The organism is Enterobacter cloacae complex sp. Mu1197 (assembly GCF_040059225.1).
Classification (GTDB): domain Bacteria; phylum Pseudomonadota; class Gammaproteobacteria; order Enterobacterales; family Enterobacteriaceae; genus Enterobacter; species Enterobacter quasiroggenkampii.
In genome coordinates, this window is the sequence record NZ_CP157375.1 from 2,920,730 (window position 1) to 2,945,108 (window position 24,379).

Genomic DNA, 24,379 nt, shown 5'->3' on the forward strand with positions numbered 1-24,379 from the left:
ACACATGCAGTCATGTAGTAAACCAGAGGTTCAGAACCACCAATTGTCACACCGACATAAAGCCCTGCTCAACCTTGGCTCAATGGCTTTCTGGCTGGATGACGAGGCCATTATGTCTCATAGGAATGAAGTGGTTTAGTGAATTTGGCCACCTGAGCAGAAGTGCTTTACTCATCTCAGAACAACACAGGTAAGTCCCCCTCTCAAGGAGGCCTACCTGTCCTTTGCTATATCTATATGACTGCAAAGTTACGAGTTTGACTGGAAATCTTCGATTATCTTCTGATTGTAATCATCCAGATACTTTTGCAGTTCATCCCTGTCGATCAGACGTACCAAGGCTGACTCAGCTAACTCTTTGGCGGAGCGTGTGAAGTAGGAATTAGTCACAACCATCGCCTCATCACAACCATAGAACGTTTTAGCAGAGATCACCTGCTGCACCGCCGAGTTACCTACAGAACCAGAATAATTTTTCGCCTGAATAACCATATCCTTACCAAATCGAGTGACGAAGAGATCTGCACCCTGATCTTGCGTTCTCTTGGTTTCTTTGACGTCATAGCCCATAGTCTGGAATACTTCCACAAGGAAATCTTCAAACTGAAAACCGTCCATTGCATCAACTAAATACATGGTGACGAATTTGTTAGGGTTAAAATGTTCGAGCCGTGTAGCTAATCTATCAACCAGAATATCAAAATAAATATGTTCGCACACAGCTAAATATTTTTTAACTTCATCAAATGAAACTAAAGGAACACCAGGCGTAGCCTCCGCTTTTTCATTGAACTCTACTGATGAGAACTCTATTTTATTGCTCCATATATAGAATAGAAACAATGAAAGATCTGCCCTAAAAGTGGTACCCGCTTCCTCAATCCATGATTTCAAGGATTCAGTAAGTGTGGATTTAATATGCCGTTTAACTTCCTTAGCGAAACCATAATAAAGAGCATTAAATGATGTGGTAAGGAGTAATTTATCTAATAGCTCAGGTAACTGCTCAAGCTCATTGAACCCTTTTCTGACCAACACCTCACGGAAAAGTTGTAATTCGGAGTATGTACCATTATCTGTTGAGTAATCTGCTTCCGATTTATTATTATGTGAGAATCTGGAAGTGTAAATGAAGTTAGTAAAATATGGATCTTTTAAACTGGAGTATTTTTCGAGAACATTTTCAAGCAATTGATTAAGCTGAGTTTGCTCTTTCTTTTTCCCAAATAGATCTTTTAGAACACCCTTTGAACGATACTGAAATTCGGGATAAAACGATGGATTCAATGGTGTCATACGTTGTATATCTATTGCTTGTGCGGTCGATGATGCTGAACCCCATGCAGACGTCTTTACAGGCGAAACTCCACTACACCAGGGACAATTAACCTCAAAAGTCGTTCTACTGCAAGTATCACACTGATAAATCATTTGAATATTCTCCTTTTATTCCAATATCTGTCTATTCGACGCTTCAATTACCAGCCTAATAATCCACCATTTAAACAGAATGTTATCACTCAGTGATATTACTGTATGTTCTTATTTTTGAGTCCATCCACTCAGTCATATCCTTAAGAAGTACCAGTGCATCTTTTTTACTTCTCGTATTCCCCCAAAAGCTCAGTTCAAGCACTTGCCCCTTCCCAGTAATTGATACTTCGTAGTCCTCAGGGTTAGCTGCTGGAATGAAATCACCAGTACTTAAAGCAACTCGTATTTCTTCTTTTAGTGCATTAACTTCAGAATAATCATCTGAATGTATCCAACCATTTACGTAGAATTCTGCTTCACCTCTTCCATCTTCATTAGGGCGGTAAACTAGTGTAACTCCTGTTTTACCTTGCCCCCAGCATCCTGGCATAAGATGAATTGCTTTATAGTAACCCTTCCAGTTATTAATTCCTGTTGCTATATGAATATCAGGCAGTACTTCTGAGACAACCGATTTCGCTTCCTCCGTGATTGCATTTTGGTACATTTCCAGCAATTTAACCGACTTTATCAAAGCCGAGAAATTTTCAGTAACAAACTCAACATTTTTATCAGATACATTATCCATACCAGCCTCACTCAATTTTTTAAGATGACTTAAAAACTCCTGATAAAAAACTGTCCACTTGCTGAAATCTTGATTCATCATCTCTAACCCCAGACGTCGGATGGCGCTTTCCAGCAGCAGTGAATAATTGATCAGTCGCCAACCGTCTACGCCTTTAGCGCAGTTACCATCAGGCTTTAATATACAACGAAAAAGATTTTGATTGTTGCCGCCGTAGCTATCAATGAGACTTACATAGCTGGGAAAAGGATTATATGTATCAGCCAAAACTTTATGCTCAATACCTATGATGAATTCATCATGTCTGATAAGAATATCAAGATATTTCCCATCCTCTGTTCTGGCTTCTCTCATTAATTCCAGAGAGGTGAAATCAATTTCATCAACATCGAGGGAATCATCCAGGCAACATAACAATGCTTTTAGCAACCATGGCGGCACCATTTTCTGGGCTCCCATAAACAAAGCCATCAAATCCGTTGTTGGGTTTTCGAGATATCCGGAACCTCCCAATTCAAAAAAATTGAATTCAACATCATCCTCAACCGAGATGCCTTTCAGTTGTTCAATAAATTCGATAGCCAACGCTTCAGAATGCAATTCAACCTCCCTTTAACAATCATGTTTACTATGCCATTTGTTTGATATTTTAGTTATTGAAAACTGTCACTGTTAATCAATATCCATGCAGAAAACTCAAACATTATTCATTAATCCTCTTGCGGGCAATATCTATCTCTATCGCCATTTTAATTTCATCTTTCTGGGATTCTATAATCCTGATATCTTTTTCCATACTTTCAATTAAAGTATTAAGTGTTTTTCTTTTTTCAGGGTCACTTTCATATTTTAATTTTACCTCCGGCTCAATCATTTTCATTCTTATTGCATGAATTTGTTCGTTAAGAGGTTTTGTTTTTTCATTTATGATTCTGTTTTTCTCATTGAACCAGTGCATGCCTTCATTAAAACGTTCCAGCCCGGCATTTGTATTATTTAGCACCCTGGCTACAACATTTGATACTTCTCCTGATTTACTCTTTCTTTTACCGAGAAGTTTCATTAATAATCCAGAAACAACAATCACCGGAATAGCCACATAAGTTAAATAGACACCAACATAGCTGACAGTTAGTAATGTCAGGACATAAAGAATCAGAGTGGTATAAAAAATATACTTTGATACTGAATACATAACTTCCCCGATTAGTTTCTAAATTAGAATAAGCCCCAAAATCACATATCAGCCAACAACATCCCAGCCATCCCGTCGAGCCGTTTCTTAACCTTTTCCCAGCCCGGCATAACCTGCCCCATCAGACGGTAAAACTCCTCGCTGTGGTTGTGCTCAGCAACATGGCATAACTCATGTAGCAAGACATAGTCGATACATTCTGAGGATGCCTTAACCAGCCATGGATTCAGGGTCAGACAGCCTTTCGCAGAACAGTTACCCCATTGCGTTTGCATCGCCCGCAAACGTATCGGCGGACGCTCACTAACCCAAAGGGTCTGCGGTATCAATAAATCAAGCCTGCGCTGAAAGACATCTCTGGCGCGTTCCCGATACCATTCGGCCAGCAACGCTTTGACCTTTTCTGCCGATTTGTGTCTGATCGTCACTTCCAGACGCCCACGCAACATTTTCACTCGTTGCGGCACAGTAGCGTCTTCTGTCACTTTCAACTGATATTGCTTGCCAAGATAGTAATGGCTTTCTCCACTGACATACTGACGTGGGACAATGTGTGTCTGTTGCTCCCTGAAATCACGCAGTTGCTGATATATCCAGCGACTTTTTTTTTTCAGCGCAGACAACACCTCGTGCTCCGGTGTTTCTGGCGGTACAGAGGCCACAACCCGGCAGTCCGGATGCACCTTGATGAGCACCCTGCCCTTAACGACCTGACGCGGAACACACTGTATGGCAATGGCTTCATCACCATAGACAATGCGTAACGCTTTCATTGCTGGCGATTCTTTTTCACTCATGATTTCATCAAACCAACGCGCAGTATCTGGATGATAGTTTCCACAATACGGTTTACCTGGTTCATTCCGGCCCCTATTTCCCGGCAGGCCGTAAACAGAAGTGGTAAGAGATTTGTCTTGACTGCTTTCTCAATATCCTGAGGGTTCAGGGAGTTTTCTGCCACTGCTTTGACGATGATACTGTCCACTTCAAAAGCCAGCTTCGTCCACTTCTCCTGCACCTGAACGTCGTTGATCGCAAAAACCTCAGGCAGCTCTTTTTTAAATACACCGTAATATGCCTGAGCATGCTTGTTTACCGTCAGTGCATCCGGGATATCACTTAGCTTACGGGCTTCAACCTGCTCTTCAAACTCACGGAACAAGAGGTACTGCTTCAGTGGATGGTCGAACAGTTTTTCAGCCTCTTCGATTGCCATACGCAGGAGTTTGGAAAAGGCCTCCTGAGCATACGGGTCATCACGCAGCTCCTGCTCAATCATCTTTGTCACACGGGTTTTAATTATGTCGGTTTCATTGCGGGTTTTATTGTTGTCCCACTCTTCGGGCTTTTCACTCTTGCCCATTTTACCGACTTCATACACGCCATCCGGTTCACGAACCTCAACGCCGGTGACATGCTTATCCAGCAGTTTTTTCACCTGCTCAGCGTAGTCGTCATAATTGACCTGCTCTCCACTTGCCTGCATCGCCCACTGGCGAAGGCTGGACATCTGTTTTACGGTTTCTTTATAGAGATTTCGGTCTTGTTCCGTAAAGCTCTTGTCGGAGAAGAAGGTGGCGGACTGCAGTGCCACTTTCAGGCATCCGGCAAAGGCCGTTAACGCCTCGAAGAAATCATCACGGGTTTTCTGATGGATATCGACCATCTCTCCGTCACGTTCTTCCATTTTAGGCACCAGTACTGCACGTAACTGCTCAGTATCATTTTTGTTTTTAACACCAGCAAATATGGCCCACAACTGGTTATACAGATGCGGCAGACGTTTATATTCAGAACTCATGGCGCTGTACAACCCGTCAATATCCTTGATGTCGTATCCTCCCTGGGTGCGGGAGGCGAGATCCTGATATTTACCGATCGTCGTGTCCAGTTCAGCCAGAATGCCGCGATAATCAATCAGCAGGCCAAACTTTTTCAGTGGATGCAGACGGTTTACCCTGGCAATCGCCTGGATAAGGTTGTGGGACTTAAGCGGCTTGTCGATATACAGCACGGTATTTTTCGGTTCATCAAACCCGGTGAGCAGTTTATCAACGACGATCAGTAATTTGAGCTTATCATCGGTATCGAAACGACTGATGATATTGCGGGTATACACGGACTCATCCTGCGCGCCGACGTTATCCTTCCACCATTTCGTCACTTCTGGCAGTTTGCTTTCATCCACCTCGGTATTCCCTTCCCGGGTATCCGGAGGGCTGATCACCACCGCTGATTCAAACAACCCAGCTTCATCGAGATACTTTTTATACTTAATGGCAGAGATTTTACTGTCGCAGGCAAGTTGCCCTTTCAACCCCTCATCAATATTTTTCGAGAAGTGTGAGGCAATATCAAGTGCGATCAGGCGGATGCGGTCATCTGCACTGTAAACCTCACCTTTACGGGCGTATTTACGCTTAAGGTCGGCTTTTTGCGCTTCGCTTAATCCAACTGTAATACGGTCAAACCAGGCATCTATTGCCCGGTCGTTTACCTCAAGATCAGGAATACGTTCCTCGTAGAGCAGAGGCGTCACAGCCTGATCTTCTACCGCTCGCTGCATGGTATAAGCGTGGACAATCGGCCCGAATTTATTGGTGGTCTTATCTTCTTTCAGCAATGGCGTACCGGTAAATGCCACAAAGGCGGCATTCGGCAGGGCCAGTTTCATTCGCACATGGTTCTCACCCCCCTGGCTGCGGTGTCCTTCATCAATCAAAACGATGATGTCGGGGCTGGTATTGACGCATTCAGGAAGTTTTGTCGCTGAGTTAAATTTCTGGATAAGGGTAAAGATTATACGTTCTTTACCAGAGCCAATCTGCTGTGCCAGCTTCTGACCTGAGGTCGCCATCGCTTTTGCCTTATCATCCTTCCCTGCCAGTTCGCCACCTGAGGCAAAAGTGCCGCTGAGCTGCCCTTCAAGGTCCACACGGTCCGTCACCACCACAATACGACACTGCTTCAGGCTGTCATGAAGAATCAGCGCCTTGCTGAGGAACACCATGGTGTACGATTTACCAGAACCGGTGGTATGCCAGATAACACCACCTTCCCTGCCCCCATCCGGTCTGCGGGTACTGATGCGTTCCAGCAGTCTTTTAATGCCGAACACCTGCTGATAGCGAGCGACTATCTTCCCGGTCTTTTTATCAAACAGGGTGAAGAAGCGGGTCATCTCCAGCAGACGCTCCGGCGAAAGCAGGCTGATAAGCAGCTGATCCTGTCCACTGACAGCGAGTTCACCAGCGGCGATTAACTGCTGGTACCAGTCGAGATCGGATGAGGGACGATGATCAAACAACGCATGAATTTGTTCCGTCGATAACTGATGGTTGCGGAGCGTATACATCTGCGCATCGGTAATATCCTCTTCGCGCCATGCCGCCCAGAATTTCATTGGCGTATGGCAGGTACCGTAGCGCCCGTCATGCCCGTTAATCGACAGCAATATCTGGCTGTAAGCAAACAGCTGCGGGATTTCGTCGTTGAGTTGGTTGCGGATACTCTGGGATATCCCTTCGTCAATGGTTGGCCCTTTCTTGCCGTGACCCGCCGGGCTTTTCGCTTCAATGACGGCCAGCGGGATACCATTCACAAAACAGACAATATCCGGTCTGCGGGTTCCGACACCGCCTGACCGCAATACCGTAAATTCTTCAGTAAAATGGAACTGGTTATTTTCCGGATGTTCCCAGTCAACGAGTGCAATCGTGGGACTGACCTTCTTGCCATCGACAAACTCCGTGACGGCGATTCCGTAAAGCAGATGGTTATACATCCGCTCATTGGCTTTCAGCAGCCCTTCATTCAGTGCCGGGGAGCAGACCTGAGATATCAGGTTATCCAGTGCTTTTTCCGATAACAGGCAGGTTTTGCCACCCGCCATAAACGAACGCTTCGACAACACTTCACGCAGAACCGAACGCAGTACTACCTCATCCTGTTTATAACCCCGATGACCCATAATCTGTTTCGGGGATAAAAACGTCCAGCCGAGGCTGGTCAGTAACGTCAGTGCCGGAATTTTGGCGCTGTATTCTTCCTGGAACTTTGGCGTGTACGTCTGGTTCATTGGCTTTCCTTGTTCTTCGCTTTAAACGCTAACTGCTTCTTCAGCTTCTACTTTGACACGGCGCTTCCCGGTCAGTAACTGCTGCATCAGCGCTTTTTTCTCTTCTTTCAGACAGGCGAGTTTTTTCTCCAGCGTGGAGATTTCGGTGTCAGCAGCGGACAGCACGGCGGCGATTTTTTGTTGCTCTTTAATAAATGGGCAAGAAAAGCTTAAAGTTTCAAAATCTTTCTTGGAAAGTTCTAAAAATGTTGAGCCAGATGATTTTTTGATCATCTCATTTGTGTTCATTTGCAACAAGTAATAAATAAATTCGATATTAAACCCTTCATTCGGAATGATGTTTTTAAAACCTTGATTGGTACAAATTTCCGATGTCGAAATTGCTAAAGCACCAATGGTAGCTCTTGTACATACCATTAAACTACCTTTTGGCAAAAGAACAGCTGAGCTATTTAGTAATCCCGCAGGAGTAATTTTTCTACTAGTATTGCTAACGAACCTACCCGTTAATGCAGTAACATCAGTTGGGGTAAGCCATAGAATATCGCCATCCCAATACATGGCCATGTTTGTATCTGGTGTTCCACCAGATACAACTTTGCCCATTTGTATTAGTTTAGTAATTTTCCACTCCCCACTAAACCTCACCCCATTCTCATCCAGCAGGCGTTTCTTACCAGTAAGTAATTGTTGCATCAGAGCCTTTTTCTGCTGTTTACTGTTGGTGAGAAGCTTCTCCGTCACCGAAATAGCCTTATCCCAGGTTGACAGAATTTGGGCGATTTTGAACTGCTCAGCAAGGGGCGGCAGGAGGACGGGTATACTTTCGCAATTGGTCTTATTCATATATGGAATGGTCGTTTTTGAAGCAATACTTTCCATATACGGTTTTTGAGTCGTCAGCCAATATGCGAGAAATTCATTATTTACTAGCTTTGAGCAAACAAATGCATGTAACTGTTGATTTAATACTACTGGTTCACTAGTTATAGCAATTAAACCAAGTTCACCCACTGCAGCCATGACAACTGCACCTTTAGGGACTATCTTTCCACCAGCATCAGACAAAGCTGTAGTTGAAACATAGTTAACTTGAAGCTTTGAAGGAATATATCGCCCATTGATTTCAGGTGTAGTAACCCATGGAATATCACCATCAAATACTTTAGGCTTGTTTCGGCCCGGTACAATAGACGTACATAGTTCTCCAACTGCAAATTTCTGCCACCCCTTAGGCACCATAACCCAACTCCTTCAAATAACCCACCATCTCCGTTTCCAGCTTCGCCAGTTCCACCTTCAGTTGCTCACGCTCTGCTCGCACTGCCAGCAGGTCGATCTCGCCTTCTTCCTCAAAGGTATCGACATAGCGCGGGATATTAAGGTTATAGTCGTTGTCCTGAATCTCTTTCAGGCTGGCGAGATAGGCGTATTTCTCGACGTTATCGCCTTCACGATAGGTGTTAACGATCTTCTGGATATTTTCTGCGCTGAGCTGGTTCTGGTTTTTTCCCGCCTTATATTCACGGCTGGCATCGATAAACAGCACCTTGTCATCCACTTTCTGCTTCTTAAAAATCAGAATCGCAGCCGGAATCCCCGTGCCGTAGAACAATTTTTCCGGCAGGCCAATTACCGCATCCAGCAAATTTTCGTCGATCAGTTTCTGGCGAATTTTACCTTCGCTGGAGCCACGGAAAAGCACACCGTGTGGCACAACTACGCACATACGGCCCGTTCCCGGTTTCAGGGTTTCGATCATATGCGAGATAAAGGCGTAATCTCCTTTAGTCTTCGGCGGTACACCGCGACGAAAACGGCCAAACTTATCGTTCTCGGCCTCGTCATGGCCCCACTTATCGAGGCTGAACGGTGGGTTAGCGGTCACGATATCAAACAGCATCAGGTCGCCATTTTTATCGAGCAGCTTCGGGTTACGAATGGTATCGCCCCACTCGATTTTATGGTTGTCTTCCCCGTGCAGGAACATATTCATTTTCGCCAGCGACCACGTAGAACCGATCGCTTCCTGCCCGAACAAAGCATAGTTGCGGCTGTCATGCCCGGAGACAATTTTACGTCCGCACTTCATTAGCAACGAACCAGAGCCACAGGCCGGGTCGCAGATGGTATCACCGGGTTGCGGCTCAAGCAGTTCAGCAATCAGGTCCGAAACTTCCGGCGGGGTATAGAATTCCCCGGCTTTCTGCCCACCGCTGGCGGCAAAGTTTTTAATCAGATATTCGTAGGCATTACCGATAACGTCCAGCGTACCGACACGGCTTGGCTTCAGGTTAAGATCTTCACCAGCAAAGTCTTCCAGCAGCTGACGCAGGATGGTGTTCTTCTGCTTTTCTTCACCCAGGCGGTCAGTGTTAAACGAAATATCCTGGAACACACTCTTCCCGGCATCTTTCAGTTTGGTGCCATTGGCTTCTTCAATAGCATGTAATGCCTGATCGATGCGCTCACCGTTACCCGGCTCATGACGGCGTTCATACAGCGCATAAAAGCTGGCGCTTTTCGGTAACACAAAACGCTCGTTTGCCATCATGGCTTCAATCAGCTCCGGCGCATCGCCATATTGTTCTTTATATTCATCATAGTGATCCTGCCAGACATCAGAAATGTACTTGAGGAACAGCATGGTAAGGATAAAGTCTTTATAGGTATCAGCACTGATGGTGCCACGGAACGTATCACACGCGGCCCACAGGGCTTTGTTGATCGTATCCTGATTGATTTTGTCGTTCATGAATCATCCTGGTATGAGAATGCCAGCCCGAAATGCCGGGAAATATAGAAGGAAATAGGGTTTTGATAATACCTGAAAACATGCAATCAAACACGTTAAGCCATTATGTTTTGACACAAAACGCGCTCGTGAAAGGAATTAATTAAGCCGAGGTCTGCAAGGAAATATCTACAGTTAATGCGTGAATCGCAGATACAAAAAAACCACCTTTCGGTGGTTTCACGACACTGCTTATTGCTTTGATTATTCTTTGTTTCCCATGGTAGCCGGAGTGGGACTTGAACCCACACAGCGCGAACGCCGAGGGATTTTAAATCCCTTGTGTCTACCGATTCCACCATCCGGCCAGGGAAGAAAGTGGAGGCGCGTTCCGGAGTCGAACCGGACTAGACGGATTTGCAATCCGCTACATAACCGCTTTGCTAACGCGCCATAAAACTTTTCAAACTGACACCCGCTACTGCGCATGTCCTTAATCTGGAGCGGGAAACGAGACTCGAACTCGCGACCCCGACCTTGGCAAGGTCGTGCTCTACCAACTGAGCTATTCCCGCATGTCATCAAGTAAATGTCTAACCACTTGATTTCATTATCGTCCGGCTGACTGTGCCGCCGTTCGATGCGTTGCATTCTACTGATATGACGTTATGAGTCAACGTTATTTTTTGCATCCCCGGATCGTTTGCTGAAAATTACGTCGAAACGATCACTGATCAAGCAAATCCCCGCGCGCAGCGTTCAAATATTGCAGCATTGACCACAACGTCAGCACTGCCGCCACCCACAGGAGGCCAATCCCCGCCCACTCAACCCAGGCGTTCGGACGCCAGAGCATCCAGACCAGCGCCGCCATCTGCGCCGTCGTTTTCACTTTGCCGATCCAGGAGACCGCCACGCTGCTGCGTTTCCCCAACTCCGCCATCCATTCGCGCAGCGCAGAGATGATAATCTCACGGCCGATCATGGTTGCTGCAGGCAGCGTCACCCACCAGGTATGATAGTGCTCAGCCACCAGCACCATCGCAATCGCGACCATCACCTTATCCGCCACCGGATCGAGGAAGGCGCCGAAACGGGTGCTTTGATTCCAGCGGCGCGCCAGGTAGCCATCAAACCAGTCTGTGACCGCTGCGATAAGGAAGATCAATGCGCAGGCAAAGGGTGCCCAGACAACCGGCAGGTAAAACGCCAGCACGAAGAACGGAATGAGTACGACACGAAAAAGAGTGAGCAACGTAGGGATATTATATTGCATAGTGACGGTAACTATTTGTTGTCAGTAAAATTTAGCTCTATGTTGCTACAGAGCCCTCAATGTTTCAACGAGTAGTAGATCTTTTCTGCCAGCCCTTGCGAAATACCCGGCACTTTTGCAATTTCCTCCATGCTGGCGTTGAGTAATCCTTGCAATCCGCCCATATACTTCAGCAGCATCTGGCGACGTTTTGGCCCCACGCCTTCTATAGTCTCGAGTGAGCTGGTGTTTTTCACCTTCGCCCGTTTTTTGCGGTGGCCGCTGATGGCGTGATCGTGCGATTCATCGCGAATATGCTGAATGACGTGCAGCGCCGGAGAGTCCGGCGGCAGGCTGAAGCCCTCACCTTCCGGCTCGAAGAACAGTGTCTCCAGACCGGCCTTACGATCGGCCCCTTTTGCGACGCCCAGCAGCAGCGGATGGTTTTTATCCCAGCTGACATCAAGCGATTCAAATACCGCTTTCGCCTGGCCGAGCTGCCCTTTCCCGCCGTCAATCAGGATCACATCCGGGATCTTGCTCTCTTCTATGGCTTTACCATAGCGACGACGCAGCACCTGATTCATCGCCGCATAGTCATCGCCCGGCGTGATGCCGGTGATGTTATAGCGGCGATACTCGGCGCGCAGCGGACCGTTAGCATCAAACACCACGCAGGACGCGACCGTCTGTTCCCCCATCGTATGACTGATGTCGAAACACTCCATCCGTTTCACTTCCGGAAGCTTCAGCAGCGCCGCCAGGGCCGTTAAACGCTGGTGCACCGTCGACTGCTGCGACAGCTTCGTGCTCAGCGCCGTTGCCGCGTTGGTTCGCGCCAGCTTCAGATAGCGCGCACGATCGCCGCGCGGTTTGGTTTGTACATTGACCCGACGGCCCGCCAGTTCAGAGAGCGAATCGGCCAGCAGGGTTTTATCGTCAAGATTAAAATCGAGCAGGATCTCAGAAGGCAGCGTGCGCATCTGGCTCCCCTGCAGATAGAACTGGCCGACAAAGGTTTCCACCACTTCGCCCAGTTCGGTACCGCCAGGTACTTTCGGGAAATAGCTGCGGCTGCCGAGCACTTTGCCCTGGCGTATGAACAGCACATGCACGCAGGCCATCCCGGCGTCAAAGGCCACGCCGATCACGTCGAGATCGTCACCGGTATTCGAGACAAACTGTTTCTCCGTGACTCTGCGCACCGCCTGGATTTGATCGCGGATCCGCGCGGCCTCTTCGAACTCGAGTGCGGCGCTGGCTTTTTCCATCCGCGCGATCAGCTGCGTTAACACCTGATCGTCTTTACCGGCCAGGAACAGGCGCACGTACTCCACCTGCTGGGCATACTCTTCTTCACTCACCAGCCCGGCCACGCACGGCCCCAGGCAGCGTCCAATCTGGTACTGCAGGCACGGGCGCGAGCGGTTACGGTAAACGCTGTTTTCACACTGGCGGATCGGGAAGATTTTTTGCAGCAGCGCCAGCGTTTCACGCACGGCATAGCCGTTGGGGAACGGCCCGAAATATTCACCCTTCGCATGTTTTGCACCACGGTGCATGGCGAGGCGCGGATGGGTGTCGCCGCTCAGAAAGATAAACGGATAGGATTTATCATCGCGCAACAGGACGTTATAGCGCGGCTGGTACAGCTTAATATAGTTGTGCTCAAGCAGCAGCGCTTCTGTCTCCGTGTGCGTGACGGTGACATCAATATTCTGAATGAGTGAGACCAGCGCTTCGGTCTTACGGGAGGCCAGGTTGCTGCGAAAATAGCTGGAAAGGCGTTTTTTAAGATCTTTTGCCTTCCCCACATAGATAACCGTACCGCCAGCGTCATACATGCGATAGACGCCAGGCTGGCTGGTTACGGTTTTCAGAAATGCTTTTGAATCGAACACATCACTCACTGACTTAACAACGTCTCCGCATTACACAAACCATGTCGGATGGCCAGATGCGTCAGTTCGACGTCACCATGAATGTTCAGTTTACTGAACATCCGATAACGATAGCTGTTTACCGTTTTCGGGCTGAGATTCAGCTGTTCCGAGATCTCATTCACCTTCTGACCTTTGGTGATCATCAGCATAATCTGCAATTCACGCTCGGACAAACTGGCAAACGGTGATTCGGTTTTCTCGGGCTCGATCTGACTCAGCGCCATCTGCTGAGCGATGTCGGACGCAATGTAACGCTGTCCGGCAAACACGGAACGGATAGCATTGACGACTTCCTGCGGTGCAGCACCTTTACTCAGGTAACCCGCGGCCCCCGCCTGCATCACTTTCGCGGGCAGTGGATTTTCGGTATGCACGGTCAGCATGATGACTTTGGTGTCTACAAAGGTACGCGCGATTTTGCGTGTTGCCTCAAGACCACCGATACCGGGCATGTTCATATCCATCAGCACCACATCGGCGGAGTGAGTACGGCACCATTTTACCGCATCTTCACCACAGCATGCCTCACCGGCAACTTTAATACCTTTAATATCTTCAAGAATGCGTCGTATCCCTGCGCGCACCAGTTCGTGGTCATCAACAAGAAGGACGTTGATCAAAGGAAATGTCTCCAGAATAGGGATAACGCTACTGAGTGATAATTTGGTTTATATTAACGGTTTTCATGACAAGATTAAAACGTTAAAAAACCGGCTATTCGATTTTGCTCTCGTTTTTGGAAATTAGCCTGTACAGGCGGTGGAAAGAGAGCCCGTGTTTTTAGGGCTCTTGCGGCTTTTTTTAATCATCTGTATTCAAAAAGTTACAAAAAAACGTGCTGGCTTAACCTGCACAAAAACAGGGATCAACTTTTTGTAACAATAATTAACGGCAAGCGGACCCGACCTAAACAATTAATAGTCATTAACCCGGTTGAGTTTACCGGTACGTTCTGTTTACGCAATTAAACACCCGCGTAAAAGTACGAAAAACAACCGCTGCATTTTTTGCGTTAGCTTGTGGTATACTCCGCCGCCTTGACTTTCGTCGTCGCGCTCTAGCGCCGTTTAATAATGAGGAAAATAAATGAGCACACCTGAATTTGCCACTGCGGAGAATAACCAGGAACTGGCACAGGAAGTAAACTGCCTGAAGGCACTGCTGACGCTGATGCTGCAGGCGATGGGCCAGGCTGATGCCGGCCGTGTGATCATTAAAATGGAAAAACAAATCGCGGAGATGGAAGACCAGGCTGAATCAGCGGTATTTGCTAACACCGTTAAGCAAATCAAGCAAGCCTACCGCCAGTAACAAAAAACGGCTGGATGCAGTGCATTCAGCCGTTTGCTCGTCTGTCACGCAGAACGTTTTACGGAGTCAGATCAGTCCCGTTGCCGCCGCGTAGCACGCGATCTGAGTCTTATTGGGCGCGTTAAATTTCTTCTGCATATTCTTCTGATGGAAGTTAACGGTATTCTCTGAGATCGAGAGGATGATCGCTATTTCCGCTGACGTCTTCCCTTCCGCAGTCCATTTCAGAATTTCACGCTCGCGCTTGCTGAATTTCATTTCGGGCGGCATGACCATCTCATGGTCAAAACGCATCAGAGAGGTTAAGGCCATTTGCACCAGCATTTGCAACCGCAGTTCTATTTCCTCATGGGCTAATGGCCCTTCCTGTACGCGACTACGAGAAACAGACAGGAAGCCGAGCGCATGATTCGGCAGCATCAGGCACTGCGTTATTCCGGCGCGTAAACCGTGGTCCTGGGCGCTATGCCATAATTCCTGCGCCTCAGCGAATAATGCGTCTGTCCAGGGGAGATGCCCCTGAATGAAATTCTCCGGTTTTAAAACCGGATCGATCGCGAAATAGTTCGCGGATTGATATTGCGCCATCCACAGCTTTGGGTAAGTGGTATGCAGGGAGATCTTAGGGCGCGTAAATGGCACGGGATGGCGCACACAGAGCGCATAATAATCGAATTCCAGCGCCTGAGTTTGTCGCTCCAGCTCCTGATATACCTCGGCGGCACAGGTCAATTCCTGAAACCGGAGGGAGCATTCCCGTCGCCAGGTGAAAAAGTCTAAATCCTTCATACTTACTAAATGAAGCCTCTGAACAGATAATCATTATTATGGTGAATATAAGCTAACACAGAAAACTTTTTTCTAACCACAAAATATCGGCAATAGCACAATTAACTTTACTATCGATAAGGTTTATCCGAGCCGGATAGAATAAAAAAACAGGGGACCTCATGCAGAGGGAGAATAATTTGCTCCAGAGTAAATTTCTGGAGCAAATGCGTGCAAAAATGCTACTGCATAAGGAATTTTTCAAGGAATTGACGGGTTCGCGGCTGTTGCGGGTTAGCAAACAGGCTTTTCGCTGGCCCCTGCTCCACAATCCGCCCCTGATCCATGAAGATGGCTCTGTCAGCGACATCGCGCGCAAAGCTCATTTCATGGGTCACGATCACCATCGTACGTTTCTCCTGTGCCAGTTGGCGAATGGTGTTCAGCACCTCGCCCACCAGTTCCGGATCGAGCGCAGAGGTCGGCTCATCAAACAGGATCACGTCCGGGCGCATCGCCAGCGCACGCGCTATCGCCACGCGCTGCTGTTGGCCGCCAGACAGGCGACGCGGATAGCTGGTCTCTTTTCCCGCCAGCCCAACTTTGGCGAGCAGTTCACGAGCGCGCGCCGTCGCTTCCTCTTTGGGCTCACCTTTAACGATAACCGGCCCTTCAATGATGTTCTCCAGCACCGTACGATGTGGGAAAAGATTGAAGTTCTGGAAAACAAAGCCGACATGCTGGCGCAGGCGGCGAATCAACCCTTTCTGCTGGCTGATGGATTTCCCGGTATCAATCGTTATCTCCCCGACACGGATAGTACCGCCTTCCGGCTGTTCAAGCAGGTTAATGCTGCGCAGCAGCGTCGTCTTTCCCGAACCGCTCGGACCGATAATCGCCACCACTTCGCCCTGCTCGACCTCCAGATCGATCCCATGGAGCACCGTTTGACCGTGGAATTTCTTCACCAGGTTTTTGACGTCAATTGCACTCATTTTGGATCACGCTCCTGGCGGTTAAGCTGGTTTTCGAAATAGTTTTGCAGAGCAGAGAGCACGGTCGCCATCACCCAGTAAATCAGCGAGGCGGCCAGATACATGGTAAAAACCTCAAGCGTACGGGAGGTGATGAGCTGTGCCTGACGGAAAAGCTCCGGAACCTGAATCGTTGCCGCCAGGGAGGTATCTTTCACCAGGCTGATAAAGCTGTTGCTGAGCGGCGGAAGCGCTACGCGCGCAGCCTGCGGCAGAATGGCGCGGCGCAGCGTCTGCCAGGGCGTCATCCCGATACTGGCCGCCGCTTCCCACTGCCCTTTGTCAATAGAGGAGATGGCCGCACGCAGGGTTTCGGAGGTGTACGCCGCGGTATTGAGCGACAGGCCAATCATCGCTGCCGGGATAGGATCCAGCTCGATACCAAACTGCGGTAAGCCGTAGTAGATCATAAAGAGCTGGGCGATAAGCGGCGTACCGCGAAACACGGAGATATAAAAGCGCGCCAGCCAGCGCACCGGCAGGATGGGCGACATGCGCATCAAGGCCAGCACAAATCCCAGAACCAGCCCAAAGAACATCCCGCCGATACTAAGCTGTAACGTAAATACCGCACCTTTCAGCAGATACGGCAGAGAATCAATAACCAGTTGAATACTTTCTTGCATTATTATTTTTCGACCTGATTTTTAGACATGAGGATGGTAGGCAAACAGCGCAGGCGCTCCGCCGGTATGGACAAATAAAATCGGCCCTTCATCCTTAAAGCGTTTTTGCGCAATGCCGTCGATCAGTCCGGCCATCGCTTTGCCGGTATAGACCGGATCGAGCAGTATGCCCTCGAGGCGCGCCAGCAGTTTCACCGCTTCCATTCCCTCTTCGTTCGGCGTGCCGTAACCCGGCGCAAAATAGTCATCCCAGAGCAGAATATCGGCCTTTGCCTTCAGCTCCAGCTGCTCTGCGACCGCCTGCTGTAACGTAACCACTTTTGGCTTCTGATCCGCGACGCTGCGGGACACCGTCACGCCAATCAGTTCGACGTCCGGCAGCAGTTGCTCCAGCCCCACCGCCAGCCCGGCATGGGTGCCCGCACTGCCGGACGCGACCACCACGGAGGAAAGACTCACCGCGCCCTCGCACTGCTGCGCGATCTCCAGCGCGCTTTCCACATACCCCAGCGCACCCAGCGCATTCGACCCGCCGACGGGGATAACGTAGGGGCGGAACCCCTGCGCTTCCAGACGCGTCGCCAGCTCATCAAGCTGGGCGCTCGGATCGGTCAGCGCGTCAACCATCTCAACCTGCACGTTAAACAGATCCAGCAGCAGGCGGTTACCGTTGGTGAGATAGTTTTCAGCCCGCGTGCCAATCGGGTTTTCCAGCAACGCCACGCAGTGGAGCCCAAGTTTCGCCGCTACGGCCGCCGTCTGGCGAACGTGGTTGGACTGGATTGCCCCGGCAGTAATGAGCGTATCCGCGCCTTCGCGCAGGGCGTCCGCCGCCAGAAACTCCAGCTTGCGCAGCTTGTTGCCCCCCATCGCCATGGGCGTCACGTCATCACGCTTAATAAAAATATCGCGCCCTAAATAATCAGAAAATCGCGGCAGATACTCCAGCGGCGTCGGCGCGCCGATAAACTCCAGGCGAGGAAAGCGCGTTAAATTCTGTAGTGACATGGATGCTCCGGTAACTCTGACAAAATGTGATATTTTTCATTATGCACGCAGACGCGTAAGAAATAAAAAAGGCGCTTTTAAAAGCGCCTTTTTTTACGTCCGAAACTTATTTCGTGACGTCTGCCCCGAACCACTTCTCGGAAAGCGCTTTCAGGCTGCCGTCTTTTTGCATATCCGCAATCGCCGCATCAATCGCTTTCACCAGGTCTTCGTTACCTTTACGAACAGCCACACCGGATTCCTGACGAGAGAACGCATCACCCGCGACCGCCAGGGTGTTGTTGGTTTTCTTCACCAGATCCAGCGCCGCCAGGCGGTCAACCAGAATGGCGTCGATACGGCCCACGCGCAGATCCTGGTATTTCGTCGGGTCATCATCATAGGTACGGATATCTACGCCCTGCACGTTCTGGCGCAGCCACTCTTCGTAGTTGGTTCCCAGACCGACACCGACTTTCTTCCCTTTCAGGTCCGCGGCGGTTTTAATCCCACCTTCGTTGCCTTTCTTCACCAGCGCCTGAATACCGGATACGGTATACGGGGTGGAGAAGTCATACTTCTTCTTACGCTCGTCAGAAATGGTGACCTGGTTGATGACCACATCAATACGTTTCGAATCCAGCGACGCCAGCATACCGTCCCATTTGGTCGGTTTCAGGGACGCTTTCACGCCGAGGTGTTTCGCCAGCTCTTCAGCAAACTCCACTTCAAAACCGGTCAGCTTACCGTCATCGCCCTGGAAGCTGAACGGAGGATAGGTTCCTTCCAGCCCGACCAGCAGCGTACCGCGCTCTTTCACTTTATTCAGCAGGTTTTCTGCGGCGAACGTTTTCACGCTCATGCCTGCAACCAGCGCAACGGCCATAACACCCATCAGCGCCTGACGACCCAGAAGTGCAAATTTCATAAATACCCCGATATAGTGGAATTTTTACGTAGTGTAGAGAAATCGCCTGCAACGTCAAAGGCGACTGCGCTACATCTTATTCTTTTTTAATATATATCAGAAGTTGTTCCGGCGTGGGCTTTCTGCTTTATGGCACCCGGCATTTGTACCTTATATTGTGCATACTTGCGCAGCGCAATTCGGTAGTTGTTGGTGCTGGTCGCAGGCAGCCACGGCTCCAGGTTCTCGTCCAGATAACCGGTTTTCAGCAGATCGCGGGAAATGTTGTTCACGGTCAGATGCTGCCCGAGGCGGCGCAGGCGAACCACGTATTCGCGAACGGTGCCGTGGCTCATCTCCGTTTGTTCAAACAGGAACTGCTTGAAGCCGATAATGTCGAAGAAGTCGCTTTGCTCTTTGCAGTGGAGATCGCCACAGAAACGGCAAAGCGCCACCCACTCTTTTTGCTCTTCGAGCCATGCTGCTTCGTCCATCAACGTGTCGAGGCGCGAAATCGCGATCTTATTGACGATTTCGCCACGGCGAACCAGCGTGATACGATCGAGTAACTTGTTACAGTGGGCGCAATGCGTCTGGCTGTGTTTAAAGTCTTTCAGGTAGCGGCTTAAAGGCCGTCTTTTAGATTGCTGCACCGTCATGATAACTCCTGGTTGTCAATACGTTGTGCGGCATTTTTAAGGTGAATCAATCACCTATAACTTACCCAGCTTGGTTCGTAAGCGTTTAATGGCCTGGCTGTGCAGCTGGCTCACCCGAGACTCTCCCACCTCCAGAACAGCGCCAATCTCTTTGAGGTTAAGCTCTTCCTGGTAATAAAGGGTCAATACCAGCTGTTCGCGTTCAGGCAGAGCTTCAATAGCTTCCATGACGCGCTGGCGTAAATTCCCTTCCATTAAATGGTGTAACGGGTTTTCTTGCTGATGCTCATCCGTCACCAGCTCGATGCTATCGCCATGCTCTTCTCGCCACTCGTCATAAGAGAAGAGTTGGCTATTATTGGTATCGAGCAACATCTGACGATACTCTTCAACAGCAATGCCAAGACGATCCGCCACTTCAGTTTCCGTTGCGTTGCGTCCCAGTTCCTGTTCCAGCTGCCCCATCGCATGCGCCACTTCGCGTGCGTTGCGGCGAACACTGCGCGGCACCCAGTCACGGCTGCGCAGCTCGTCCAGCATCGCACCACGAATACGCTGAACTGCGTAAGTCGTAAATGCCGTTCCTTGCAGAGCGTCGTATCGGTCAACTGCATTCAATAACCCGATACCGCCCGCCTGTAGCAGATCGTCGAGTTCCACGCTCGCCGGCAAGCGCACCTGGAGGCGCAATGCTTCGTGACGCACCAGCGGGACATAACGCTGCCACAGCGAGTGTTTATCCATTACACCTTCAGCGGTATAGAGTGAATTCACGATAAACAGCCCTGCGTTAGTTGAGTTATCGGCATGATTATCCGATTCTGCAGGGCGTTCAATTGGATGAAAAAGGGGGATAAAGTGAGGTTATTCTGAGGTTGCCCACAACAGGGGCAACTTTTCTGCCTAAATTAACAGTTGTAACAATGAAAGATCGTCGCCCAGTTTGACGCTATCTATATGTTGATGAAAGAGCTTTCCCGCTTCCTGATTATGCTGGCTTAGCGAGTGGAAGCTGTAAATAACATCAATGATATTATCTTGTTCAATTTTCCCCGCCACGATAGCCTGACCGGCAAGTAACGTTTTCAGGAAATAGTACTCCGCAACGATTAAATAAAGATTATTCAACATGCTGCGACCGTTGCTCTGCGGGAAGCCCTGCTCCCAGAGTTTGTATTTAAAAAAGTTCTTAAATAAGTGGTCATTGGTCGCCAGGTAACTGCCCGCCACATCGCGCCAGACGGACTCGATGTTCTCCATGACCTTCTCTGCCGGTACGGCATCACCGACAGATTCGAACTGTTGATAAAGCTGGGTAAAATAGTGGTTTAACACCGCACCACCGCGGGCCGTCGCTTTCTTCGTAAAGTAACTCTGGATGAGCGAAATTAACGCGAATTTCAGGCTGTAGTTCTGATTAAATCCGCCCAGCTCCGTCTTGATTTTACCGCTCACCAGTTCGTTAACCAGCGAGAAATAAACCGTTTCGAGCGTGCCGATATTTTCTTCCAGGTTTTCGAGTTTTTCAGCCACCATGAGGAACTTCACCACGGCGTAAACCTGTTCTTCAACGCTAACGTCCTCAACGCTGAATATATTCTGGCAGAAGAGATTGATGACTTTTGCCTTTAAATCAATCATCGGCGCAGTATTGACGTCCTGCTGGACAATGACCGATTCCATCATCGACATAGACTCCCGATCGTTCAACAGAAGTCGGGTGACTTCCGGACAAGAGAGATTCAATGATTTTTCGATTTCATTTTTATAGACCCGGTTTGTCCGTGGAAACGACGAACAGGTTGGGCTTAAGGCCTGCGCGCCCATGGCGCTGTGAATAGAACAGAGTTTTTCCGTATCCATAAACGGACAGTTTTTACTTTCCGTATGGAAAATCACTTCGCCCCAGTGGCCATACTGTTTTTTGGTAACTTTTATCGCCGTTTTCGCCGTGTGACGAATGGCGGCATTTTTACTGTTCAGATAGCGATTAACGGAGGATTTATCAAATGCGATGGTCCAGCCCTGACAACAATGTTCACGGCATTCCCCACCGACACATGAAAAATCTGCGACCAGCTTTGGTTGAGTGACACTGATTTGTTTCACAGGCGGATTCTCAAATAGCAGAGATAAAAAAACCCCGCCGAAGCGGGGTTTCGTGCGTAAAATTAACGCAGCAGAGACAGAACAGTCTGTGGAACCTGGTTTGCCTGAGACAGAACAGAAGTACCAGCCTGTTGCAGGATCTGCGCGCGAGACATGTTGGAAACTTCAGTTGCGTAGTCAGCGTCCTGGATACGGGACTGAGCAGCAGACAGGTTGTTAGAGGTGTTGTTCAGGTTGTTGATTGCAGAAGTGAAGCGGTTCTGCACAGCACCCAGGCCTGAACGAGCGGTATCAACTTTAGCGATAGCTTTGTCAATGGTATCCAGTTCAGTACCAGCCAATGCTTTCAGGTCGATAGCGTTCACGCCCAGAGTAGTAGAGTCAGCTTTAGCACCGCTCAGGTCCAGATCGATGGTGTCGCCGTCGTTTACACCAACCTGAATTTTAACTGCACCAGCAGTACCGTCCAGCAGTTTGATGCCGTTGAAGTCAGTTTTGCCCGCAACACGGTCGATTTCATCCAGACGTGCTTTTACTTCATCCTGCAGAGAGGCCAGGTCAGATGCGCTGTTGGTGCCGTTTTTTGCCTGAACAGCCAGTTCACGAACACGCTGCAGGTTGCTGTTGATTTCGTTCAGAGAACCTTCAGCAGTCTGCGCCATGGAGATACCGTCGTTGGCGTTACGTGCAGCCTGGTTCATGCCTTTAATCTGGGAGGTCATGCGGTTTGCAATCGCCTGACCAGCGGCATCGTCTTTCGCGCTGTTGATACGCAGACCGGAAGACAGACGCTCGATAGCAGTGCCCAGAGAAGACTGAGATTTGTTCAGGTTGTTCTGAGTGGTCAGGGACAACAGGTTAGTATTGATAACTGCCATAATTTTGTTTCCTTCAAAAATTGGGTTTTAGGTCCGGTGCCTAACACTCACAGCGTCTCTCACCGTCAACAAGGTTATCGACGGGTCCCCAAAAGACTTTAGAATCAATTTTGAAAAAATTACAACTAACTGATTATTAACAGCTTTATTTTTAAAAAATCAATTAAGGTCCGTCAACGCGTTATTATTTACGCTTTTTTAACGCGCAAAGAGATGACAAAAAAGGCACACACTTATTCGTGTTTTCAATGCAGTGATAATGATCCTAAAGTGCAATCCTTTCATTTACCCCGCCAGGACGTGCCTATTCTTTGGATTATTTTTTTCTCACCATCGTAAACTTTTACGTTAAGAGGCCGATAAGAGTCCTGAACTACTTTCGTATTTTAAGGAAAATATGCATGGCTACTATCAGTAACCTCGGGATAGGTTCTGCAGGACTCGGGGATTTATATAATCAGTTGGAAGCGGCAGAGAAAACCAAGCTGACGACGATTACTTCCCAGCAATCAACGTATAACGCACAGTTAAGCGCTTACGGCAAGCTGCAGAGCGCCATGACATCGCTGCAGACTGCCACCGCTGCACTGGGTAAAGCCACCACCTGGAACTCAACGTCCGTGAGCAGCACCAACACGGCCTTTACCGCCACGACGACAGCTGATGCGTCCGTGGGTTCCTTTGTGGTTAACGTCAACCAGGTTGCAAAAGCACAGGCGCTCACTACCGGCTCCTATGCAAACAACACGGATCTGCTCGGCGATACGACAGGGACGACGCGTAAAATCACCATCACCCAGCCGGGCACGAAAACGCCTTTAGAGGTCACGCTGGCCGATGGCGATACGTCGCTGGCCGGGATCGCGAGCGCCATTAATAAAGCGAACGGCAACGTTACCGCTAGCGTCATTAAAGCGAAAGACGGTGATTACCGCCTGATGCTGTCATCAAAAACCACCGGTACCGATGGTGCGATGACCGTCAGCGTCACTGGCGACGCCAAGCTGCAAAGCGCCATTGGCTACGACTCAACCACCAAAACGGGCGCGCTGACGGTGAACACCGACGCACAGAACGCGATTGTGGTGGTGAACAACATCTCTATCGAGCGTCAATCGAATACCATTACCGATGCGCTGCCTGGCGTCACCTTCTCGGTGAAGGCCGAAAGCAAAGCCGATGAAACCCTTGAGGTTTCGCGCGCAACGGATGCAAACCAGAAGGCGATTACAGACTGGGTCACGGCGTACAACTCGCTGCAGTCCACCATTAACAGCCTGACGAAATATGTGCCGGTCGATGCAGGCTCCGGCAGCCAGTCTACCAGCAACGGCGCGCTGGTCGGTGATGCTAACGTGCGTGGGATCCAGTCTCAACTGCGCGGTCTGCTGACCGAAGTGCAGGCCGGCTCGGTTCAGATCATGGCCCAACTGGGGATTACCCAGGACCCGGTAAAAGGATCGGACGGCACTATCGGTAACCTAAAAGTGGATACCGATAAGCTGAAAAAAGCGCTTACCGATAACCCGAACGCCGTACAGCAGTACTTTGTCGGCGACGGAAAAACAACCGGCATGGCCACCCAGATGAGTAAAACACTGGATACCATGCTCAGCACCAGTACCGGCAGCGCCGGGGTGATCCAGAACGCGAAAGATGGGATCAACAAAACGCTGAAAACCCTGGGCGAACGCTACGATGCCATGGATGCCCAAATTGAAGCCACCATGGCACGTTACAAAACCCAGTTCACCAGCCTGGACGTATTAGTCACCAAAATGACCAGTACAGCCAACTACCTGACCCAACAGTTCTCACAAAAATAGTCGTCGC

General features: G+C 49.2%; 21 protein-coding genes and 3 tRNA genes. 2 read left to right on the forward strand and 22 right to left on the reverse strand.

From position 1 onward, the window contains the following. Nucleotides 1-249 precede the first annotated feature (249 nt). The 13 genes from ABFV38_RS13795 to uvrY form a co-directional block, all read right to left on the reverse strand. Nucleotides 250-1,431, reverse strand: a complete 1,182-nt coding sequence (locus tag ABFV38_RS13795) for a restriction endonuclease (protein WP_045619641.1) — start codon at nucleotides 1,429-1,431, stop codon at nucleotides 250-252. Between the two features lie 85 nt (nucleotides 1,432-1,516). Beyond that, nucleotides 1,517-2,662, reverse strand: a complete 1,146-nt coding sequence (locus tag ABFV38_RS13800) for a PD-(D/E)XK nuclease family protein (RefSeq protein WP_223539193.1) — start codon at nucleotides 2,660-2,662, stop codon at nucleotides 1,517-1,519. Between the two features lie 103 nt (nucleotides 2,663-2,765). Next, complete coding sequence (locus ABFV38_RS13805; RefSeq protein WP_348957427.1) at nucleotides 2,766-3,125, reverse strand: hypothetical protein; 360 nt, start codon at nucleotides 3,123-3,125, stop codon at nucleotides 2,766-2,768. Between the two features lie 173 nt (nucleotides 3,126-3,298). Continuing rightward, on the reverse strand, nucleotides 3,299-4,054 hold the full coding sequence (locus ABFV38_RS13810; protein WP_235403407.1) for a SprT family zinc-dependent metalloprotease: 756 nt from the start codon (nucleotides 4,052-4,054) through the stop codon (nucleotides 3,299-3,301). Then, on the reverse strand, nucleotides 4,051-7,335 hold the full coding sequence (locus tag ABFV38_RS13815; RefSeq protein ID WP_348957428.1) for a type I restriction endonuclease subunit R: 3,285 nt from the start codon (nucleotides 7,333-7,335) through the stop codon (nucleotides 4,051-4,053). Before ABFV38_RS13815 ends, ABFV38_RS13810 begins: the two co-directional genes overlap by 4 nt. A gap of 21 nt (nucleotides 7,336-7,356) precedes the next feature. Further along, on the reverse strand, nucleotides 7,357-8,577 hold the full coding sequence (locus ABFV38_RS13820; protein WP_348957429.1) for a restriction endonuclease subunit S: 1,221 nt from the start codon (nucleotides 8,575-8,577) through the stop codon (nucleotides 7,357-7,359). Next, complete coding sequence (locus ABFV38_RS13825) at nucleotides 8,567-10,090, reverse strand: type I restriction-modification system subunit M (protein ID WP_235403404.1); 1,524 nt, start codon at nucleotides 10,088-10,090, stop codon at nucleotides 8,567-8,569. The genes ABFV38_RS13820 and ABFV38_RS13825 overlap by 11 nt, the downstream gene beginning before the upstream one ends. 260 nt (nucleotides 10,091-10,350) lie before the next feature. Beyond that, nucleotides 10,351-10,437 (reverse strand) — tRNA-Leu (locus tag ABFV38_RS13830). An 11-nt stretch (nucleotides 10,438-10,448) separates the two neighbouring features. Then, a tRNA-Cys gene (locus ABFV38_RS13835) sits at nucleotides 10,449-10,522 on the reverse strand. 46 nt (nucleotides 10,523-10,568) lie between these two features. Further along, nucleotides 10,569-10,644 (reverse strand) — tRNA-Gly (locus tag ABFV38_RS13840). Nucleotides 10,645-10,796: 152 nt separating this feature from the next. Beyond that, nucleotides 10,797-11,345: a CDP-diacylglycerol--glycerol-3-phosphate 3-phosphatidyltransferase gene (gene pgsA / locus ABFV38_RS13845; RefSeq protein WP_008500348.1), complete on the reverse strand. Its 549-nt coding sequence runs from the start codon at nucleotides 11,343-11,345 to the stop codon at nucleotides 10,797-10,799. 56 nt (nucleotides 11,346-11,401) lie between these two features. Then, entirely contained in the window at nucleotides 11,402-13,234 is a 1,833-nt protein-coding gene (gene uvrC / locus ABFV38_RS13850; protein WP_008500347.1) for an excinuclease ABC subunit UvrC, read from the reverse strand. After that, the gene (gene uvrY / locus ABFV38_RS13855; RefSeq protein ID WP_008500346.1) at nucleotides 13,231-13,887 is read right to left on the reverse strand and encodes a UvrY/SirA/GacA family response regulator transcription factor; all 657 of its coding nucleotides are present in this window, start codon (nucleotides 13,885-13,887) and stop codon (nucleotides 13,231-13,233) included. The genes uvrC and uvrY overlap by 4 nt, the downstream gene beginning before the upstream one ends. Before the next feature lie 466 nt (nucleotides 13,888-14,353). Between uvrY and ABFV38_RS13860 the strand changes: the two genes are divergently transcribed. Continuing rightward, nucleotides 14,354-14,578, forward strand: a complete 225-nt coding sequence (locus ABFV38_RS13860) for a DUF2594 family protein (protein WP_008500345.1) — start codon at nucleotides 14,354-14,356, stop codon at nucleotides 14,576-14,578. 66 nt (nucleotides 14,579-14,644) lie between these two features. Here ABFV38_RS13860 and sdiA read toward each other — a convergent pair whose 3' ends face one another. From sdiA to ABFV38_RS13905, 9 genes are all read right to left on the reverse strand, one after another. Continuing rightward, nucleotides 14,645-15,367: a transcriptional regulator SdiA gene (sdiA, locus tag ABFV38_RS13865; protein ID WP_045908171.1), complete on the reverse strand. Its 723-nt coding sequence runs from the start codon at nucleotides 15,365-15,367 to the stop codon at nucleotides 14,645-14,647. Between the two features lie 221 nt (nucleotides 15,368-15,588). Continuing rightward, entirely contained in the window at nucleotides 15,589-16,341 is a 753-nt protein-coding gene (gene tcyN / locus ABFV38_RS13870; RefSeq protein WP_008500343.1) for an L-cystine ABC transporter ATP-binding protein TcyN, read from the reverse strand. Next, the gene (tcyL, locus tag ABFV38_RS13875; RefSeq protein ID WP_014884380.1) at nucleotides 16,338-17,006 is read right to left on the reverse strand and encodes a cystine ABC transporter permease; all 669 of its coding nucleotides are present in this window, start codon (nucleotides 17,004-17,006) and stop codon (nucleotides 16,338-16,340) included. Before tcyL ends, tcyN begins: the two co-directional genes overlap by 4 nt. Before the next feature lie 21 nt (nucleotides 17,007-17,027). Beyond that, nucleotides 17,028-18,014, reverse strand: coding sequence for a D-cysteine desulfhydrase (gene dcyD, locus ABFV38_RS13880; RefSeq protein WP_325817899.1), 987 nt, complete (start codon nucleotides 18,012-18,014; stop codon nucleotides 17,028-17,030). A 106-nt stretch (nucleotides 18,015-18,120) separates the two neighbouring features. Then, the gene (tcyJ, locus tag ABFV38_RS13885) at nucleotides 18,121-18,921 is read right to left on the reverse strand and encodes a cystine ABC transporter substrate-binding protein (protein ID WP_045908169.1); all 801 of its coding nucleotides are present in this window, start codon (nucleotides 18,919-18,921) and stop codon (nucleotides 18,121-18,123) included. 86 nt (nucleotides 18,922-19,007) lie between these two features. Further along, complete coding sequence (gene fliZ, locus ABFV38_RS13890) at nucleotides 19,008-19,559, reverse strand: flagella biosynthesis regulatory protein FliZ (protein WP_008500339.1); 552 nt, start codon at nucleotides 19,557-19,559, stop codon at nucleotides 19,008-19,010. A 54-nt stretch (nucleotides 19,560-19,613) separates the two neighbouring features. Next, on the reverse strand, nucleotides 19,614-20,333 hold the full coding sequence (locus tag ABFV38_RS13895) for an RNA polymerase sigma factor FliA (RefSeq protein WP_008500338.1): 720 nt from the start codon (nucleotides 20,331-20,333) through the stop codon (nucleotides 19,614-19,616). A 129-nt stretch (nucleotides 20,334-20,462) separates the two neighbouring features. After that, a complete protein-coding gene (gene fliB / locus ABFV38_RS13900) occupies nucleotides 20,463-21,668 on the reverse strand; it encodes a flagellin lysine-N-methylase (RefSeq protein ID WP_348957430.1) in 1,206 nt (401 codons plus the stop codon). 62 nt (nucleotides 21,669-21,730) lie between these two features. Further along, nucleotides 21,731-22,546, reverse strand: coding sequence for a flagellin (locus ABFV38_RS13905; protein WP_198925388.1), 816 nt, complete (start codon nucleotides 22,544-22,546; stop codon nucleotides 21,731-21,733). Nucleotides 22,547-22,947: 401 nt separating this feature from the next. Between ABFV38_RS13905 and fliD the strand changes: the two genes are divergently transcribed. Continuing rightward, nucleotides 22,948-24,372, forward strand: a complete 1,425-nt coding sequence (gene fliD / locus ABFV38_RS13910) for a flagellar filament capping protein FliD (RefSeq protein WP_233096248.1) — start codon at nucleotides 22,948-22,950, stop codon at nucleotides 24,370-24,372. Nucleotides 24,373-24,379 lie beyond the last annotated feature (7 nt).

Excerpts from the sequence above, each read along its gene's own strand:
- ABFV38_RS13795 (WP_045619641.1), bottom strand. The coding sequence starts at position 1,431 with ATGATTTATCAGTGTGATACTTGCAGTAGAACGACTTTTGAGGTTAAT.
- ABFV38_RS13805 (WP_348957427.1), bottom strand. The coding sequence starts at position 3,125 with ATGAAACTTCTCGGTAAAAGAAAGAGTAAATCAGGAGAAGTATCAAAT.
- ABFV38_RS13810 (WP_235403407.1), bottom strand. The coding sequence starts at position 4,054 with ATGAGTGAAAAAGAATCGCCAGCAATGAAAGCGTTACGCATTGTCTAT.
- ABFV38_RS13815 (WP_348957428.1), bottom strand. The coding sequence starts at position 7,335 with ATGAACCAGACGTACACGCCAAAGTTCCAGGAAGAATACAGCGCCAAA.
- ABFV38_RS13820 (WP_348957429.1), bottom strand. The coding sequence starts at position 8,577 with ATGGTGCCTAAGGGGTGGCAGAAATTTGCAGTTGGAGAACTATGTACG.
- ABFV38_RS13825 (WP_235403404.1), bottom strand. The coding sequence starts at position 10,090 with ATGAACGACAAAATCAATCAGGATACGATCAACAAAGCCCTGTGGGCC.
- pgsA (WP_008500348.1), bottom strand. The coding sequence starts at position 11,345 with ATGCAATATAATATCCCTACGTTGCTCACTCTTTTTCGTGTCGTACTC.
- ABFV38_RS13860 (WP_008500345.1), top strand. The coding sequence starts at position 14,354 with ATGAGCACACCTGAATTTGCCACTGCGGAGAATAACCAGGAACTGGCA.
- sdiA (WP_045908171.1), bottom strand. The coding sequence starts at position 15,367 with ATGAAGGATTTAGACTTTTTCACCTGGCGACGGGAATGCTCCCTCCGG.
- tcyN (WP_008500343.1), bottom strand. The coding sequence starts at position 16,341 with ATGAGTGCAATTGACGTCAAAAACCTGGTGAAGAAATTCCACGGTCAA.
- tcyL (WP_014884380.1), bottom strand. The coding sequence starts at position 17,006 with ATGCAAGAAAGTATTCAACTGGTTATTGATTCTCTGCCGTATCTGCTG.
- dcyD (WP_325817899.1), bottom strand. The coding sequence starts at position 18,014 with ATGTCACTACAGAATTTAACGCGCTTTCCTCGCCTGGAGTTTATCGGC.
- tcyJ (WP_045908169.1), bottom strand. The coding sequence starts at position 18,921 with ATGAAATTTGCACTTCTGGGTCGTCAGGCGCTGATGGGTGTTATGGCC.
- fliZ (WP_008500339.1), bottom strand. The coding sequence starts at position 19,559 with ATGACGGTGCAGCAATCTAAAAGACGGCCTTTAAGCCGCTACCTGAAA.
- ABFV38_RS13905 (WP_198925388.1), bottom strand. The coding sequence starts at position 22,546 with ATGGCAGTTATCAATACTAACCTGTTGTCCCTGACCACTCAGAACAAC.
- fliD (WP_233096248.1), top strand. The coding sequence starts at position 22,948 with ATGGCTACTATCAGTAACCTCGGGATAGGTTCTGCAGGACTCGGGGAT.